Genomic DNA, 18,525 nt, shown 5'->3' with positions numbered 1-18,525 from the left:
TGTTTTTCATAATGTATTAATATATGAATGAGAACTATATTTCTAAATTACTTAATTTTTGCTGCATCAAATGCTTTTTGAACTGCTTGAACTTCAGCTGTATTCGCACCATATTTATTAGTTGCCACTCGAATACATGCTGATCTCAATTCTTTGAAATTAGAAGTCATGTTTAACTCATCTGTATTTGCATAATAGAAAATATCAAACATTTTATCTTCACCAATTCCTTTAACAGTTACTCCGTTATGAGTTCCGCCTTTCGCAATGAGATACGCAACTTTATTAATAATACTTGAATTAAAATGAACACCGCCTTGATCCCATCCATTAAAATCGTTAAATTCACTGTAATCATCTGGATAAGGTACTCCAAGTGAAGATGGAACAGAAGCTGGGTTTTCCATATCACGGAAAACAGATCCCGTTTGTTCTCCCATTGTCCAGTTGAATTTTCCATTATTTACGTATTTCTCAATAGATGTTCCCATAATATCAGATAATGCCTCATTAATCGCACCGGATTCTCCGTAATATTCAAGATTAGATTCGCTAGAAGTAACAGCGTGTGTAAATTCATGTCCAGCTACGTCATATGCTTTAACAATAGGATCGCCATATACAAGCATACTTCCATTATTAGCACTTAATGCATTCTGCCAATTTTTCGGATCATTCGTCTCTTCAGAATCCCAAGCGTGTACAACTGAAACTACTTTTTGTCCTTTATTATCAAAGCTATTACGCTTGTATTTATCTTTATAAAAATCAAATACTTTTGTTGCTAAGTAATGAGCACTTACTGCTTTCGGATCGTTAAATGTTGCCGAAGTACTAGTCGCTAATGTACCAGGATAATAGCTTTCTTCTTTAGTAATATCTCTGTAATTCACATCATATGTTTCAATGCCTTGCCCTCTTGTATAATCAGCAAGAGCATATTTGCCATTACTTTGTTTAGAGATACCAAATGAACGAGAAATACCTAAATCATCTTTTCCTGTTCCAGTTAATGATGTAAGACTGCTTTGTTTACTTTTCTTTAAAGCTCCAACTAGTTTGTCACTGGCTTTTAAGTTAGATTCTTGTACCATATTTTTTAACATATCACCATTTTGTGCATTTACTAAATAAGTACCAGAAACATAGTTTGGTGTTGCAGCTTCAAAGGTAACTTGGTATGCATTTTTAGCTTGTCCATTATTTTCATCAACAAAAATAACCTCTTTAACTTCTGGCTCAGAAATAAACTTGAGATCGTTCCCGTACTTCGTATAAATAAATTGTTTTGCTTCATCTTTTGATAGATTAATAGGTTTTTTCAATTCTTCTTGTTTTAAATTTTGCGCGCTATCACCTGAAACACTTTTAATAACACCATTATTATCTACGTGTGCAGTTAATTGATGGCCATATACTTCTTTTCCTTCGTATGTTTGTTGCATACGCACAAGTGTAGTTCCATCATACGAACCACGTTTTTGAAGAACTTTATAATCTACTCCTGCTTCTCCATTGACTTGTTTTTGGGACAGAGCTTGTTCTGTTTTCTCCTTAAGTGCATCCTTTACTACATTTTCTGGTGCCTTTTGTGACGGTTGTGTAAGTTCACCCGAACGGAACGATTCCTCTTGAATTTGGACTTGTAGTTGATCTGTTTCCTCTGCATGACCTACGCCATATGGTGCCACAGCTGTTAAAGCTAATCCTGTTGTTAATGCTACCTTAGTTAATGTCTTTTTGTTTTTCATTATTTCACCTCGTATAATTTTTGAAATAGAAAGCTTGTACAAAGTATACTGTCTATTTCTGTCGGAAAAAAGAGAAAATACTAAATTTATGTAACATTATGCAAAATTACATAAATTGTGGTCAATATTATAAATAATGAACGGAACACATATGTACATTAATTCGAATAAAAGAGAATCCTTATAGACGCTCATCCAATTGGTTAGTTATTAATTATCTATATTCATTCTAATAAAAGTATACTTACATCTAAATAACAACATAAAAACCCACTCTTTACTATTGTAAGAGTGGGTTTAATGCTATTAAAATAACAATTACTATAAGAAACCTTATAATTTATATTTTTTTAGTAATCCTATTAAGTTTTTTATAAAATTCACCTTTTGTCTTTGCATGATTAAACTCATTTGGATTAATATTTGCTTTTTGTGAGAGTGCTACAATTTCTTCTTTTGAAATTGAGTCTTTCGTATTTATAGATGCTATATTTGTGTATTTTCCGTCTTCTGTTTTTGGAATTTCTAAAATCCCTTTATTCACGAGATCAACTACAGCCTTATGCTCTGAAGAATGTAAATCTACACCAGTAATTTTCCAATTACGCATAACTTTTGGAGTGTATACACCATTCTTTACCTCTTTTAAATATGTAATAGCAAGGTTACGAATGGTTCCGCCTGTTTCTCCAAATGCATTCTCTTGTTTAGATGACCAAATTTGTTCAAACTTACGCCCCTCTAAAGCTCCCCCTTTTGCCTGAAGAGCCTCCATTCTATATGCATTCATTCCTAGCGTCATAACATCGCTCATTTTGATTGGTTTGTTTGTACGAATAGAGCGTAAATTTGTAATTCTGCTTCCATATGGTTTTGTTAAGTCAATTTCGTATTTTACGCCTCCAAAGAAATCGTTCGTACTGTATTTAGATGCACGGCGGGTTTTATCAAAGCTAACGGTTACATCTCCGGCACGAGATGAGTTAAAATATCCTGCTGCCCATTCCATATAGTCTTTTAAATCTTTTCCAGAAATCTTATATACTGTAATTTCTCCCAAGGCATATTGGTAATTGTACGCAATATCTTTTTTCTTAATAGGACCTGTATCTAAACGGGCATAATCATTATCAATTTGATGGGCTACTACATCTGCTTTACTGTAGTAGAGCATGACTTCATGAAAGAAATCTGATAAAGGTGTTTCTTGAATCTGAACACTTGGAATACCCTTTATTTCATTTTCAGGAACAAGATTTCTACCCTTTAATTGAGCGACTACAACATTTGCATCTCCTCTCGCATATTCGTGAAAAGGTGTTAATGTTTCTTCAAGTGTAGGATCAGATAATATCGTTGTTCCATCAGCATTTTTTACAGGTATAGCGGTAGCAGTTTTATTTTTAAAAGTCAACTTCCCATCTTGCTTTGTAAAAGTAAGGTCAATACGTGAAATATGTGTTCCATATTTATCTGGTTCTGTAATAATTACGCCATTTACAACTTCTTTTTTTACAAGTTTATGCATGTGAGCCGCAAAAATAGCGCTTAGTTCCGGACAAGCATTTGCAATATCTTGAACACCAGTACCAGGGATACCATTCTCATTTTCTAATCCCATATGCATAACTCCTACCATTACATCTACTTTACCTTCTAATTCCTTAATTGCCTTTTTCGTCTCTTCTACCGAATTTTTCACCACTAAACCATCTAAGTGATCTGTCCCTTTTTCAAAATCACTAATCATTGGTGTATTCATACCAATAATCCCAACTTTAATTCCACCTTTTTCTACAATTGTATATGCAGGAAGAAAGCGCTCTCCATTTTCCTTATAAATATTTCCTGCTAACGTTTTTCCCTTATATTGCTCACTAACTTTTTTCAATGTATCTAATCCAAAATTGAATTCATGATTTCCAAATGCCCAGGCGTCATATCCCATTGTATTCATCGCTACCATCATTGGCGATTGTGGTTTATCGTTGAATAATTCTACTGAGTTTCCTTGAATTGTATCCCCAGCATCTACTAATATGGTATTTGGATTTTCTTGACGGACCTTCTTTATAACCGTATAAAGCTGCGTCAAACTTCCACTCATATTTGCTCCATCAAGCGCATAATCCCAAGGCATAAATCTACCATGAATATCTGCAGTACCTAACAATGTGATATTAACTTCAGATTCCTCAGCCTTAGAGATAGGTGGTTTGACTATTACTGCTGTTCCAAGCAGTAATAGAATTACAAAGTAACATACATAGTTCTTCCATTTCATTTTTTGCATAATAATAATATTTCTCCCCTTTTTGTACTTTCATAAAGTTGCTTGAACTTTAAAAATGTAACTTATTATTCAGGAAACTTCAACTACAAAAGATAATTTTGAAGGTGGTTCTGTTGCAAAATAAAGAGAATAAATTGCATACATCCCCTAACAGAATTGTATTTTATCGTTTCCTGACAGAATACCCCTTCCTTAAGCGTGTGAAGAGTACTTTCAAAATAAGGACATATCATTCATCATCATAAAATCATTATTTCAATTTACTAAAATTCGCATATAAAATATGTTATGATGATTATTTTTTTGAATTTCATTGTCGAAGTATTTCCTTCTCAATGAAAATACTTCCAAAAAAATAACCCCGCTCTTCATTTAAGACGGGGTTACACTTATACAGAAAATCGGATAGTTTCATATTTTCTTAAGCTTATTGGTTACTTTCAACTAATTTCATTCTATTTTTGTTTTCTTCTGAATCAATATGAATCAACCGTTTTCCCTGTTTATAATACGCATCAATAAATAGGGAATGATTTTTACTTTTCAATTTCACAAAGTAATTTTATCTCTTTTATTTGTGAAATATGACGCTGTTCATGTAAATAAATCAGTTCTATCCACTGATCAAGGGATAATTCTCCAAGAGCTGGATGCATCACTGCTTTTTTCGCTAATATAGACTCATCTTCTATTGTACTCAGGAAACGCATCAATTCTTTTCTTGATTCGTTTAGCATATTGAGCATTTGCTCCACTTCAAATGGTTCTATACTTGGTTCAATCATTTCTGGAGCTATAAACTTTTTCGTTCTATCTAATAAAATAGTGTGAATTTCTTTACGCTCATTTTGGGTACTATCTAACTTTTTTAATCCTGATGAAATAACTGTTATAACTCTCTCATCTAATAAAACTAAATGATGACAAACTTGTGCAATACTCCATTTATCCTTATCTGGTTTCCTATTAAATTGAGCATCACTCAACAAATTAATTTCCTCAACTAATTGATCTCTCGTTTCATAAAACTTGTCATTTACAAATGTATCCATGTGGATTCTCCTTTCATTGCAACCTACATACTTAAATTCCTACGCTAGAAATATTATCTTCAAAAAAAGTTTTTCTTTCACTACTATTCCAATTTCATTTTAAAGCTACAAATGAAATTATTTGTTTTTTATATCTTTTTAATTGGCACAAATAAATTAACCTTTAACTTTCCGTCTAGATCTTCAGCAACATTATTTAAGCAAAACTCTAAATTATCTCTATCATAATCTGCATCATACTCACTATTTGGTAGCCACTCTGCATACATGTATTGATACGCTTCACTTAATTTATGAGGTTCATCATAGAACTGGTATAGACCATATGTACCTCCATCTAATCTTTTAAATTGCACATCATGATGCTTTTCTTTATCGAAGTTTTCAGGAATCGTAACACATGCATCATGCCGGCACTTATGACTTGCAACAAGTTCAGGATTATCTAATGATATTCCGATAAATGATTGCTCTGGTGGATAAAGTTTATTTTCAATTGACCAATTCAGTAACTTTCCCCAGTGATCTTGTGGTTCAAAGTAGCTACCAGTTCGTCTTATATATGCTACTTCTAATGGTGGAAATTTTTTTATAAAAACTTTCATTTACATCTTCTCCCCTATAAATATGTACACTGTTTATTTAGCTTTCTTTAAATATTTATTCCTTCTTAAATAAAAAGAATCCTCTAATCACATGAATTTTAATTGAAATACAATTGATTACTATTACTACTACTAAAGTAGTATGTGCTTTCATACTTTTATTTGATTTTAAATTCTTTTTAAATCGATATATTAATTGTAAGAAAATAAAAAGGTGGAGGATTTTAATTGATTAAAGGAATATACGAAGCGCATTTACCAGTATAATGTCCTATCAATTTATCATTAAATAAATGTAAAAAATGACCCTATTTATTCATTTTTAATGCGTATGTATGTACATTTGTTAATTTATTCGATATATTATGGGTATTGAATGATTACGTGAAGTGTATAGGTCGCTTATATAACACCTTATATTTTTATATCCGTGAAAACTACAAAGTGTATGAAAATCCATTTGTCAAATGAATTTAGTGCGGAAGGAGGTTTGTGGTTACTTCATAGGGTATAATAATCAGTTTTTTACTGATAAAAATATAGGAGGCGACATAATGTTTCGTACGATTTCAAATTTCATGAGAGTAGCTGAGATAAGAAGGAAAATCCTTTTTACACTAGCGATGTTAATCGTTTTTCGAATTGGCACGTTTATTCCAGTTCCTCATACTAACGCAGAGGTATTAAAAGTACAAGATCAAGCTAACGTTCTAGGTATGTTAAACGTATTTGGCGGAGGAGCATTGCAACACTTCTCAATCTTCGCTGTAGGTATTACACCATATATTACAGCTTCCATCATAGTACAGTTACTACAAATGGATGTTATACCTAAATTTTCGGAATGGGCAAAGCAAGGAGAAATGGGCCGTAAGAAATCAGCTCAATTCACTCGATACTTTACAATCATTCTCGCATTCATACAGGCCATCGGAATGTCTTATGGCTTTAATAATATAGCAGGTGGACAATTAATAACAGATCAAAGCTGGACTACATACTTATTTATTGCGACAGTTTTAACTGCAGGTACTGCATTTTTACTTTGGTTAGGCGAACAAATTACCGCTAACGGAGTTGGTAATGGTATTTCGATGATTATCTTCGCAGGTCTCGTTGCCGCCATTCCAAATGTTGCAAATCAAATTTATTTACAACAATTCCAAAATGCTGGCGATCAGCTATTTATGCACATAATAAAAATTGTTTTAATTGGACTCGTAATTTTAGCGATAGTTGTTGGTGTTATTTACATTCAACAAGCTGTACGTAAAATACCGATCCAATATGCAAAAGCTGTTTCAGGAAACAATCAATATCAAGGAGCAAAAAACACTCATTTACCGCTTAAAGTAAATAGTGCTGGTGTTATACCAGTTATCTTTGCTTCTGCATTTTTAATGACGCCGCGTACAATTGCGCAGCTCTTCCCTGATTCAAGCGTATCAAAATGGTTAGTTGCAAATCTGGATTTCGCACATCCAATTGGAATGACACTTTATGTCGGTCTTATCGTTGCTTTCACATACTTCTACGCATTTATTCAAGTAAATCCTGAACAAATGGCTGAGAATTTGAAAAAGCAAAATGGATATGTTCCTGGTATTCGTCCTGGTAAAGCAACTGAACAATATGTAACTAAAATTCTATACCGTTTAACATTTATCGGTGCAATTTTCTTAGGTGCTATTTCTATATTACCGCTCGTATTCACGAAAATTGCTACGTTACCACCTTCTGCTCAAATTGGTGGTACAAGCTTACTTATCATTGTCGGTGTAGCACTAGAAACTATGAAGACGTTAGAAAGCCAGCTTGTAAAACGTCATTATAAAGGCTTTATTAAAAAAGTGAATTAATTATTAAAAACACAGTTGGTTATTTTTCCAACTGTGTTTTTGATTTTATCAGTCCTGTAATATACAGGGCTATTGCTTTATTAAACTACATCTCCTTCTCTAATAACCGCCCTTTTTTGAAATAAGTCCGTAGTGTTGAACGATTGGCCAAAAATACACCAATCAATATAAGACAAGCCCCCATTCCCATTGTAGGATTTAAAGGTTCTCCTAAAATGATATATCCCACAATTATTGCAATTAATGGTGATACATATAACCACGTCGATGGAAATACTGGATTTGTTTTTGATAAGAGCCAGTAATATAATCCGTGTCCACCAATCGATCCGATAAATATGAGATATAAAATAGGCCATTGCACACTCCATGAAGTTAATACGGTTACATTTGGTTGTTCTACAATAATAGATGCGATTAGTAGTAAAATCCCTCCATAAAACATTTGAATACCGTTAATAAGAAATGGTGATACATTTGATAAATCTGACAGTATTTCTTTCGAACGAATAGAGCCTATTCCGTAAAATAACTCCCCTATAACTAACACAATACAAGCAATACTCCATATGAAACTTACTTGTTGATGCATTCCTGGTAAAGAAACAAATATAACACCTGCTAGTGCAATAACTAAAGCAACGAGTTGTTCCTTTTGTAATTTCTCCCTATTCCTCTTTGCTTGTATTAATAAAATCATCATTGGTCCCGTAGCAGAAAGAACAGCAGCTAATCCCGAAGAAATATATTGTTCTGACCAATATAAACTTGCGAATGTCATAAATGTTAAACAAAATCCAGCATACATAATGCGTTTTGAAAATATATGTGGCATAATTTCTTTTCGCTTTAATTTAAAAATAATCATAAGGATTATGCCCGCTAAAAAGAAGCGAATTCCTGCTGAAAACAACGGTGGCGCCCCTGCTTCAATTCCAATTTTTATCGTTAAAAATGTTGTCCCGAAAATAATACATACTAAAATGTAATTAAAAATGACCATTTTGCTTCCTCCTTTTTACTCTTAGAATGAGTATAGAGGCTATGGTGTATAACAGTGTATCGGTACATATAACAGTTACTTCAAGTTGTAGTTGATTCCCTATATATTTTTCGCTTTAATTAAGTTAAAAAGAAAAATAGGTGAACCTATGAAAATTGTATTGCGTAAAGAAACAAACATACCGTATTACAAGCAAATATATATGCAAATTGTTGACAGAATACAAAGTGGTATGCTTTCACATGGTGAATCTCTTCCTTCTTTACGTTGTATGGCCACAGATTTACAAATCAATGTATTAACAGTTCGTAAAGCGTATAAACAGTTAGAAACGAAAGGGTATATACGCATCGAACAAGGAAAAGGTGCTTACATATATAAACGGGTAAAGAAAGATTTCAAACCAATTCCGTATAAATGGCAACAAATGAAAACGATTAATGTTATGCGTTCTCAATATGCAATGAATAAGCACCGTAAATATTATAATTTTTCACAAGCAATTCTGTATCCTCGTCTGTTACCAAATCCATTTTTGGCAGATGAAATGCATAAATTGCTGGATAAAAATCCGATGTTGTTAGCAACTTACGGGCCAGTTCAAGGCGATTATGAATTGCGAGTTGAAATAGCAAATTACTTAAATGAACACCAGAAATTAGTGACAGACCCATCTCAATTATTAATTACAAGCGGCGCACAACAAGGAATTGATTTAATTGCTCAAACATTATTAAAACCTGGAGATATTGTATTAGTAGAAAGTCCATGTTACAGTGCTGCGCTTGATATTTTCATCAATAAAGGTGTTCAAATCATTCCCGTTTCTCTTGATAATCATGGAGTTCGCTCCGATTTAATTGATGATATTTGTCAAAGTAAAAATCCCGTTTTATTGTATACGAATCCCACCTTCCAGAATCCGACAGGTACAGTAATGAGTAAAGAACGAAGAATGGAACTTATAGAACTATCGGAGCTATATCAATTTTTTATTATTGAAGATGATTCTTTCGGAGAAATATATTTTGAGGATGCTATAGTCCCGCCCCCAATCAAAAGTTTTGATAAAGATGGCCACGTAATATATATAAAAGGATTTAGTAAAACGTTAGCACCAGGACTGCGTATCGCAGCACTTATTGCCGATGGCCCTATTTTTGAATGGCTATATGCAGTAAAAGGTTCGATGGATATCGGTAGTCCTTTATTAACACAGAAGGCACTTCTACCATTTTTACGTGCAGAACGTATGAAAAACCATTTAGAAAAATTACGTACAGCTTTACAAATGAGACGTGATTTAACAATTGATATATTGTCGCCATTAAAAGAACTACACTTTGAAATACCAAATGGAGGTTTTAATTTATGGGTGACACTGCCTGATTCGATAGATCCCTTTACCTTATTACAAAAAGCAAATGAAGTAGATGTCTCTTTTTTACCAGGAACAGCTTGTCTATTAAATTACGAAACAAATGATAACCAATTAAGAATTAGCTATTCAATGTTAAACGAGAAAGATATGGAAATTGGATTAGAAAAATTACACGATACAATACGAAACAGTATTTGTTAGAAGTAATATCACAATAGCTAACAATAAATAATACTCGAAAATGAAAATGTATAGTATGGGATATTATTTATTGTTGAGCTTTTTCGTTATTCTGAACAACCGGTTTTAAAACTTGTCTTTCTTTTAATTCTTCAACAATACCATATTGATCAATAACAATTGCTTTCATTTCCTCTCCTCCTTGCTGTTTATTTTAATAACATACAATTATTTCTCAAAATTTTTTGCCTTGAATTAACATATAATTATTTTTGGGGGTAATTATGCAAGAAGCATTATAAAGTGAAACTTTAATCAACCCTCGCCAATCGGGCTTTTTCGGGAAGTTGGTCCCCTCCCAACTTCTTTACTTTCCCTGAATTTTAAGATGGGACTCTTACTGTCCAGCAAATAGCGGGATGAATTCCACCACGAATCTTACACACATCTTAGAATCATCCAAAATTGTTTTATTAATTAAATTCAAAAGAAATGAGGCTAACTATATGAGTGAAAAGATATTTAAAATAAACGGAATTGATATATGTACAGAAAGCTTTGGGAACCCTAAGAACCCTGCTATTTTATTAATTATGGGCGCTACATGTTCCATGGTTTATTGGGATGAAGAGTTTTGTGAGCTGTTGGCTAGTACGGGGAAGTTTGTTATTCGCTTTGATAACCGTGATGTTGGGCGCTCTGTTGCCTATGAACCTAGAACTTCCAATTACACAGTAACAGATATGGCTGAAGATGCAATTGGAGTACTAGATGCTTATCATATTGATAAAGCTCACCTATTTGGCATGTCATTAGGTGGTATGATTGCTCAAATTGCCGCTGTAAAACATCCCGAAAGAATTTTGACGCTAACTTTACTAGCGACTAGTGTAATAGGATCTGATGACAATACTCGCGATTTACCTCCAATGGATGAAAGGATTTTAACACATCATGTAAATGGCACAAGTATAGATTGGGCAAATAAAAATGATGTGGCAGAGTATTTAGTTTCAGGATCTCGTCTATTATGTGGATCAGAACGAATATTTGATGAAAATAGAGTTTATAAACAAGTAAAACAAGAAATAGAACGCGCAAACAATTTATTAAGTATGTTTAATCACGCTTTACTTCAAGGTGATGATGCATATGAAGGTGTACTTCAATCCATACAAGCACCTACATTAGTTATTCACGGAACAGACGATACAGCACTACCATTTGAACATGGCCTCGCACTAATTGATGAAATTCCAAACTCAGTACTATTAACCCTTAAAGGGGCAGGCCATGAAAACCATCCAGATGACTGGGAAAGCATAATTAATGCTGTTTCTAAACATACATCTAAAATTTAGATAAATAACTAATGGAAGGGTCACAAATTGTATTGTGCCCCTTCCATTTACAAACAAAACCCCATCACTGTATTCGTATGTATAGTGATGGGGACTTCTTATATTTTTCTATGTTTAAAAAAATGGACAATCTAATTGATCAACAGATTCCCATAATTTTTTTTTTGCATTTTCAGTGGATGTATTTGTGTCTAGTGTCATGTTTTTAAAAGGGTTTACTTCGACTTTTAATAAGGATGAAGGCTCCACATATAATGAGAAAACATGGCTGCTTGGTAAAGCTTTAGAAACATCAATATCTCCTACTTGTTTAAATAGTTGCTGCGCAGCAAAGAAGAAGAAATTAGTTGGATTTGATTGTTTATTCAGCCACGCAAGCATTTCAGGTGATACCGATTTATGAATATTGATTTTTACTCGATCACCACGTTTATATCGCCTAGATCGCATACTTCCACCAACTAACTTATCGTTAAGTTTGTAAATCCTAACTCTTTTTGCTTATGCTCTCTATATTTTGGCGAACAAGTATAGACTAATAATCCTCGTGCATTTGTAAATAACGGATTATCTACAAAGATTACATTTTTGAGTCGTCCTTTTTGCTTTAAAATCATTTTTAAACTGTTTTTAATAATTACTGCACCCCCGCCATAAATAAACACGTATGGATCGTCTTTCATATCATCAATTTTATTTATAATATCTGTTGCAACACGCGCTGCTAAACCTAATAGCGCTGGCTGTGATTCCTCAACTAATAATGTATTTCTCGGATGCTTATCATTTAAATAAATTTGATTGAATTCTGTAATGCTATCAATCGTTTTAGTTGGATACTTCCGGTTCCATCTCGTAATGATTTGTAGTAACGTCTCTTTTACACCATAAGATAAACCTTTACTTAGTTGCGGACGGAAATTCACCCCTAATGAAACGACTTCTTCTGTCGTCCCTGCGCCAATATCAAAAGAGAGTAGAGTTTTATCTACAAAATCAATTTCAGAAACTTGATTTTGCTCACATTCTATTTTATGTTTCACAACATTTCCTTCTTCATCGTATACAATGCCCCACGTCCCAGAAGCACCCTCAGGTAGGCATTTACAATACTCAATTGAAACATTAATTGTCACATCGCGTCCGTTCGGATAATGGAAAATAACCTTATGATTTCCCATATAACGTTTTGCATTTTCAGCAGCTATTTCTTGTGTAATAAGCTGCATAGGAAGAGCGACAGATAAATCATAACGAATATTAATATGGCTAGAAGTTGGACTTTGACGCATAGCGCTTACCGCCAAACCTGATAGTATTGTAATAACCATTAACTCATCCGTTGACTTATTTGATTTCTTCTCTACCTCAGTACCTTTTAATTGATCTTGAATGACTTTTTCTCCAACGATGTATCGTACATTATTTAGCATTAACGATGGCGAACTTATAGTCACATCAATGTGGTTTTCTAATTCAGATAATGAAACATCTACCTCATCTAAGAGTCCTGTAGGCTCACCTATATATAAAGAATAAATACTCGGAATAAAAATAGGGTCTTGCCCTTTCACCATTAACTTCAAACCGTTGTTTCCTGCATCTGCACCAGCTTTTAAAAGTATAGACATAACTACCCCCTAAATTAATCTGACATCCCTTCCAAATATATGCGAGCCCATTCTTTTACATTCAAATGTATTGTAATTTTTTATTTATCATAGAACTAAAATATTACATACTTACATATTTCGTGTAAAAAGTATTTGACATGATACTTTTCCAATTTTATACTTATATTTGTAAAGAGTTTTTTACAATCGAGGGGGCAATTATTTATTGAATACTAAAAAAACTATTTTTATAATCATTGTTTTAGCATTAATTGCAATACTAGTACATGGCACATATAAATACATAACTGAAGGTTCTATTTTGGGCGGTACGATTTTTGCTATTTCGTTAATACTTAGTAATTTAATTAATTACATTACTTGGGGAGATCCCCACGGTGTATCAGAAGAAAGTCAAGATGAAATGGGACAACAAATTACATATAAAAGCTTTAAAATTGCATATTTTGTGCTTGTAATTGTAATGTTCCTTATATTAATCTTCTCTGAAGGATTTTCTATGGGGGCTAATTTAGATGGAGTAAAAAACCTCCCTCTGTTCATCGCAATTTGCTCTTCCTTCTTTATTTATCCTATTGTCGAACTCGTAGTTGCAAAACAATATAAATAAAAAGATGAGGTTTTCTACATGTAGAAAACCTCATCTTTTTATATTTACATACCCTCTACAATTGCTTTTAATTTGTTCACAGTCCGCCAATTCCTAACTGTAGCTGGTGTATGTAACTTCTGAAACTGGTTCATTAATTTAGAATTTCGAATGCTATTTTTGAAAAACAAATAAACGACTTTCTCATCTATATAGCAATCTTCAAGTTCACTTTTAAATGTAAGCAATTGACTACTCTCTTCTTCAGAAAGTACATTCGCTAAAAAAGCAATATGAACACTTTCTCCTTCTAACAATGAATGAACTTCATACGGACATTGTTTAATAATATTTATAAATTCATCATGTGTTCTTAGCATGAATGGAACATCGAAATCAAATTCATTTTTTATTTCCGTTTGTATTCGGTCTTTTAGAAAGTTTATATCTTCCTCAGATTCGAACACGATATTACCACTTTGTATATACGTTTTCACTTGTTTTAACCCTATTGATTCAAACACTCGTTTTAACTCAGCCATTTTGATTACTTTATGTCCACCGACATTGATTCCTCTTAGTAATGCAATATAAAGTGTCATACTATTCCCCCCACAATAAAATGAACTTATCAATTGAATCGATTTCCCCACTCATATTTCTCGGATATTTGTTTTAATTCTTCTAACATATCATGAATAGATAATACCTCAAATAAAATAATATACTCACTTGAAAAATGGTGATGATAATGATTTGGTTTATAATCTTTTAAATCATTTTTATAACTCCAAGTTGAGATATTAAAAAATTCACAAACTAACACTGTAAGAAAAACTGCAATCCCAGTTTTAATCACTCTTCCCCCAACGATATTCCATTTTCTATCTTGATTTATTTTTTATATCCTTCATTTCTATTTCATTTTATATACATATATTGTATATTATTAAAATAAAAAAACCTACTACATGAATATTCAAGAGTAAGTTTTCTATCTCATTATTTCATTATAGACAAATGCATTATTATTTGTTGGCCTATTGGTCCCATTCTTCTAAAACCTTTATCTTGGAAGCCGACTTTTACATATAAATTTTGTGCAGGAATATTTCTTTCATTCACAGCAAGTACAACTTCATTTTTTATTGGAAAATAACGTTTTACAAACTCGTCTAATAATAACAATGACTTTTTAGCGTATCCCTTTCTTTGTCTATTGTGATTTATAGAAAATGAGGTTAAAAGTAAAGCGTTTTTATTGTCTGTGAATTCCTGTACTCTATCGCCTGTTTGCAATGCGAAAAGACCCACCGGTACCCCATTGTAATCTAAAATAACAATCACATTTTTTGTACGATCACTTTTTGCTTTCTCCAGTAATGCGCTTGGATCTGATGTAAACTGAACTTGTTCACTTGGTAAAGTAAATGTTTGTATAACTTCTTTATATTTCTCCTTATACGGAACTAATTGAATTTCCCCTGTGTGTATGTTCATGCTAAACTCTCCCATTTTTTAGCTTATTAACTTATACCTTGCTGTGCTTTTGAATGCACTCTTCCATCTAAAAAGGTAATTTCAACAAATGAATTTGGATTGTTCCCTTTCCAAGCAAAAATTTGTTTAATTTGTGTAGAATGTTCTACCCCTTCTTCTATAAGTAAATCTCCTTCAAAACCAATTAAATCTTTCACTTCTGTATAAGTCATCCCTTCATTTATACTCGAAAAATGATTTATATTGATAGACTCTTTCTGTTGCCTTTCCATCACAGTAGAAGAAGTTGCTGTTTGATTTTTCACTTCTTTTCTCTGTTCACACGCTGTCATACTGAAACCTAAGCATAAACCAAACAATATACATGCGCTTTTTTTCATCATAACAGTTGTCCCTCCCATCATAATTAAACCATATTTTCCCTTAAAAATAAACTGAATATTTAATATTATATTTAAAAACCTCGTACAATTAAGTACGAGGCTAATTTCATTTATTCAAATGATTATTTGATTGATCATTCTGTTCTTTTCTTAACTCTTGTTCTTCATCTTTTGGTAATTGTTTATCATTATCCTTAATTGGATTCGTTTCTCTATTTTCTATCATATCATTTGGAACTTGTGGCATTACTCGGCCCACAATAGCGGCTAATTCATCTAGTATACCTTCACCTGTTTTTCCTTTTTTAATTTGCTTTCCAATTTGTTTGAGCCGTTCATACGTATCAACATCTGCTACAACGACTGCATTAGCACCGTCAGGGTCATTTTTTAAACTTTCTGCAACAGAGTATTTAATTGATTCAACTCGAGTTCGATCAAGTTTTGCTTTTACATCAATACCTACAATAGCATATTTTCCAACAACGACCGCGGTTGCATCATTCACACCTGGCACACTTGCCGCTAAAGATGCTAAATGATCTGCTGCTTTTTCATTTGGCTTATTTGATTTATTCGTATAATTAACATTTTTCATTGAAACATTTTTTTGTTCCGGTTTTTCGTTTGGATTGTCTTTTTTTCCAATACTGCATCCAGTTATAACGAAGCAAAGCATCAATATATATATTAGAGTTTTCATTATTTTCACCACTTCACTATTAAGGTTTAATCATAAATTTTTTCAACAGCTTGCATTTTCTTTACCTTTTCCTCGGCCCCGCTATTAGCATTAATGAATATTTGGTACGTATCTTTTCCTAAAGTGCCTACAAATTCATAGCAAAGCACTTCATTATGCAAATCATTGACTACTAAAGCTTTACGTTCTTCCATGACTTTTACATCCGGATTGATTTTCTTTCTTGCTTCTGCTGCAGTTAGCTTTGCCGATGGAACTGTTCGCTTTTGATGTGACGCTAAATATTCTTTTGCGGAGAACCCAACGATAGAACCATCATCTAAAGCAATTTTCATTTGGATTGCTTCTGGATAAATTCGTACTCCATTTTCATTTACTACATACGTAAATACACCAACATTATCATATTGAGAGCTATCATAAAGCTCCATATTATTAAACTTATGGTCCTTTAAAAATTTCAAACCTTTACTACCTGCATCGTTTAAACTAACTTTCTGTTCTTTAATTTCGCGGTTATTCATAACCCAAATTGGATATCCGCCTTTTCCGGTAATATCCATATAGAACTCATTATTCGTTGCTTCATCTTTAATTTTCACACTATAGAAGGATTCTTTCGCACCTTTTCCGCTTTTCTCTACATCTACTTTTTCATTTCCTTTTAAATTCAGAAACGATTTTGCGATTTTCGCCGCTTCATCTTTAGAAATTGCCTTTCCTTCCGCTTCAAATCCGCCTTTTTTATTTTTTTGCGCACTTGTAAAGGTCGGTCCGAAGTTTGTAGAAGAATATGATGTTACGTTTTTCTCTACAGTTTTCAATCCATCAATAATTGTGTTATCTGCTGGATCGCGATTTGATGCAAGTGCCATTTCTACATCCATCCAGCGTAAATTATTTTTCAAAACAAGATGTTGTACTTTTCTTAGTTCATCTTGTATATTTCCTGCATTTGAATATAAAGTTTGTAGCGTTTTATATTCTTGCTCATTTAACGGCTCTTTTTCTAAATCACGAATGGCTGCACGGTAACTGAAATCACCGATATTCGCTAAAAATTCTTCCGTTTTATTAAATGGCATTAATGTTAAAGGAAGTTGCCCTACATCCGAGCGAGCTTCAGATGTTAAACGCCATACATCCGCTAATGCAGGTGATAAAGATGATCGTGAATTCATCGCAAGTGTTGTGCCAATTTTATCGTGTAATAAATCGACTTCGTATGCTAAATCATGGAATGCACGTTGATAGCTATTTTCCGCTCGAATTAAAACTGCATTTTTCTCTTGGTGCTCTTTATAGCCCCAATAGCCTGTTCCTACTACACCGACTGTTAATAATACAATGATAATACCTCGTAACATTGTCCCACCTCCGCTCTATTTACAGAAAATATGTTTACCGATTTTTTTAATTTGTGGACGAGTCCAAATCCATTTACTAGTCGCAGTATCTGGATTGAAATAATATAAAGCATTTCCTGTTGGATCCCATCCGTTAATCGCATCTAAAACTGCTTTTTTTGCTGTTTCATTTGGCGTTAAATATATTTGTCCATCGGCTACCGCTGTAAATGCTCTAGGTTCAAAGATTACACCTGAAACAGTATTTGGGAATGACGCACTTGTAACACGATTCAAAATAACGGCAGCTACTGCAACTTGTCCTAAATACGGTTCACCACGCGATTCTCCGTATACTGCGTTTGCCATAAGCTGAATATCATTTTGAGAATAACCGTTCGGAACATTTGTCCCTTTATTTTGAGGTGGTTTATTCTCTTGTGCAGTGCCACCGCTATTTCCTTTATTCGTTGTCGTCCCTTTATTAGCAGTTGACTTGTCATACTTCGTTGCCTTCACGAGCATTTGCTTCGTTTTAGCTCCAGCTAAACCATCAACGGGTAATCCGAATTTCTCTTGAAAATTCCGAAGTGCCCAATATGTACCCCATCCGAAAACACCATCCACTTTTCCCGTATAAAACCCGTTATATTTCAAACGAGATTGCAGTTCAATGACATCTTCGCCAGATGCTCCTCTTTGAATAACTTGATTAGAAAAAGCTTCTACATTCTTTAATTGTATACTACTGACCATTAAAGACAGTCCTATGAACGCAAGTAAAACTGCTATTTTAAAAATAGCTTTTTGGCGCATAATTTTCCCTCCTTAATTACGGAAATGATTTCTTGGTTATGTTTTGTAAAAGCCTCGCTTTTATGTAAA

Annotated in this window: 17 protein-coding genes and 1 pseudogene; 4 read left to right on the top strand and 14 right to left on the bottom strand. The window is 33.2% G+C overall.

The features are described 5' to 3' along the window. Nucleotides 1–47 precede the first annotated feature (47 nt). From B9A45_RS15925 to B9A45_RS15910, 4 genes are all read right to left on the bottom strand, one after another. The gene (locus B9A45_RS15925) at nucleotides 48–1,751 is read right to left on the bottom strand and encodes a M4 family metallopeptidase (RefSeq protein ID WP_000791453.1); all 1,704 of its coding nucleotides are present in this window, start codon (nucleotides 1,749–1,751) and stop codon (nucleotides 48–50) included. A 340-nt stretch (nucleotides 1,752–2,091) separates the two neighbouring features. Beyond that, nucleotides 2,092–4,044, bottom strand: coding sequence for a bifunctional metallophosphatase/5'-nucleotidase (locus B9A45_RS15920; RefSeq protein ID WP_084064236.1), 1,953 nt, complete (start codon nucleotides 4,042–4,044; stop codon nucleotides 2,092–2,094). A 536-nt stretch (nucleotides 4,045–4,580) separates the two neighbouring features. Next, the gene (locus tag B9A45_RS15915; RefSeq protein ID WP_000379370.1) at nucleotides 4,581–5,096 is read right to left on the bottom strand and encodes a DinB family protein; all 516 of its coding nucleotides are present in this window, start codon (nucleotides 5,094–5,096) and stop codon (nucleotides 4,581–4,583) included. Between the two features lie 128 nt (nucleotides 5,097–5,224). Further along, nucleotides 5,225–5,701 (bottom strand): AraC family transcriptional regulator, encoded by a 477-nt coding sequence (locus B9A45_RS15910; RefSeq protein WP_000862353.1) that lies wholly within the window; start codon nucleotides 5,699–5,701, stop codon nucleotides 5,225–5,227. A gap of 554 nt (nucleotides 5,702–6,255) precedes the next feature. Between B9A45_RS15910 and secY the strand changes: the two genes are divergently transcribed. Then, nucleotides 6,256–7,560 (top strand): preprotein translocase subunit SecY, encoded by a 1,305-nt coding sequence (gene secY, locus B9A45_RS15905; protein ID WP_000490135.1) that lies wholly within the window; start codon nucleotides 6,256–6,258, stop codon nucleotides 7,558–7,560. Between the two features lie 85 nt (nucleotides 7,561–7,645). Here the strand turns inward: secY and B9A45_RS15900 are convergent, their stop codons facing one another. After that, complete coding sequence (locus B9A45_RS15900; protein ID WP_000234333.1) at nucleotides 7,646–8,563, bottom strand: DMT family transporter; 918 nt, start codon at nucleotides 8,561–8,563, stop codon at nucleotides 7,646–7,648. A 148-nt stretch (nucleotides 8,564–8,711) separates the two neighbouring features. Here B9A45_RS15900 and B9A45_RS15895 point away from each other — a divergent pair, with 148 nt between their 5' ends. Together B9A45_RS15895 and B9A45_RS15890 are read left to right on the top strand one after the other, a co-directional pair. Further along, the gene (locus tag B9A45_RS15895; RefSeq protein ID WP_000706793.1) at nucleotides 8,712–10,145 is read left to right on the top strand and encodes a MocR-like pyridoxine biosynthesis transcription factor PdxR; all 1,434 of its coding nucleotides are present in this window, start codon (nucleotides 8,712–8,714) and stop codon (nucleotides 10,143–10,145) included. Between the two features lie 485 nt (nucleotides 10,146–10,630). Further along, nucleotides 10,631–11,485, top strand: coding sequence for an alpha/beta fold macrolide esterase (locus tag B9A45_RS15890; RefSeq protein ID WP_001290770.1), 855 nt, complete (start codon nucleotides 10,631–10,633; stop codon nucleotides 11,483–11,485). A gap of 114 nt (nucleotides 11,486–11,599) precedes the next feature. On the opposite strand, the gene B9A45_RS15885 is transcribed toward B9A45_RS15890, so the two are convergent. Both B9A45_RS15885 and B9A45_RS15880 read right to left on the bottom strand, forming a co-directional pair. Next, nucleotides 11,600–11,935, bottom strand: coding sequence for a hypothetical protein (locus B9A45_RS15885; RefSeq protein WP_001257760.1), 336 nt, complete (start codon nucleotides 11,933–11,935; stop codon nucleotides 11,600–11,602). Nucleotides 11,936–11,946: 11 nt separating this feature from the next. Further along, entirely contained in the window at nucleotides 11,947–13,116 is a 1,170-nt protein-coding gene (locus B9A45_RS15880; protein WP_000025622.1) for a ParM/StbA family protein, read from the bottom strand. Nucleotides 13,117–13,324: 208 nt separating this feature from the next. Here B9A45_RS15880 and B9A45_RS15875 point away from each other — a divergent pair, with 208 nt between their 5' ends. Then, complete coding sequence (locus B9A45_RS15875) at nucleotides 13,325–13,729, top strand: hypothetical protein (RefSeq protein ID WP_001093143.1); 405 nt, start codon at nucleotides 13,325–13,327, stop codon at nucleotides 13,727–13,729. Between the two features lie 44 nt (nucleotides 13,730–13,773). Here B9A45_RS15875 and B9A45_RS15870 read toward each other — a convergent pair whose 3' ends face one another. The 7 genes and pseudogenes from B9A45_RS15870 to sleB form a co-directional block, all read right to left on the bottom strand. After that, nucleotides 13,774–14,310, bottom strand: coding sequence for a DUF1697 domain-containing protein (locus B9A45_RS15870; protein ID WP_084064235.1), 537 nt, complete (start codon nucleotides 14,308–14,310; stop codon nucleotides 13,774–13,776). 29 nt (nucleotides 14,311–14,339) lie between these two features. Next, nucleotides 14,340–14,664: pseudogene (locus B9A45_RS15865) on the bottom strand (hypothetical protein); the annotation flags it as partial. 46 nt (nucleotides 14,665–14,710) lie between these two features. Continuing rightward, nucleotides 14,711–15,223: a GNAT family N-acetyltransferase gene (locus tag B9A45_RS15860; protein WP_140159906.1), complete on the bottom strand. Its 513-nt coding sequence runs from the start codon at nucleotides 15,221–15,223 to the stop codon at nucleotides 14,711–14,713. Nucleotides 15,224–15,234: 11 nt separating this feature from the next. Further along, nucleotides 15,235–15,591 carry a hypothetical protein gene (locus B9A45_RS15855; RefSeq protein ID WP_000976435.1) on the bottom strand — a complete coding sequence of 119 codons (357 nt, stop codon included), beginning with the start codon at nucleotides 15,589–15,591 and terminating at the stop codon, nucleotides 15,235–15,237. A 106-nt stretch (nucleotides 15,592–15,697) separates the two neighbouring features. Further along, on the bottom strand, nucleotides 15,698–16,294 hold the full coding sequence (locus B9A45_RS15850) for a YhcN/YlaJ family sporulation lipoprotein (RefSeq protein WP_000854054.1): 597 nt from the start codon (nucleotides 16,292–16,294) through the stop codon (nucleotides 15,698–15,700). Between the two features lie 26 nt (nucleotides 16,295–16,320). Next, on the bottom strand, nucleotides 16,321–17,661 hold the full coding sequence (gene ypeB, locus B9A45_RS15845) for a germination protein YpeB (protein ID WP_000943727.1): 1,341 nt from the start codon (nucleotides 17,659–17,661) through the stop codon (nucleotides 16,321–16,323). A gap of 15 nt (nucleotides 17,662–17,676) precedes the next feature. Then, complete coding sequence (gene sleB, locus B9A45_RS15840; protein WP_001249053.1) at nucleotides 17,677–18,456, bottom strand: spore cortex-lytic enzyme; 780 nt, start codon at nucleotides 18,454–18,456, stop codon at nucleotides 17,677–17,679. Nucleotides 18,457–18,525 lie beyond the last annotated feature (69 nt).

Origin of the sequence: Bacillus sp. JKS001846 (assembly GCF_900176455.1) — a bacterium.
In the GTDB taxonomy this organism is placed as follows: Bacteria; Bacillota; Bacilli; order Bacillales; family Bacillaceae_G; genus Bacillus_A; species Bacillus_A cereus.
Note: the sequence above shows the minus strand (reverse complement) of the source record. Positions and strands in the feature narration are given on the sequence as shown.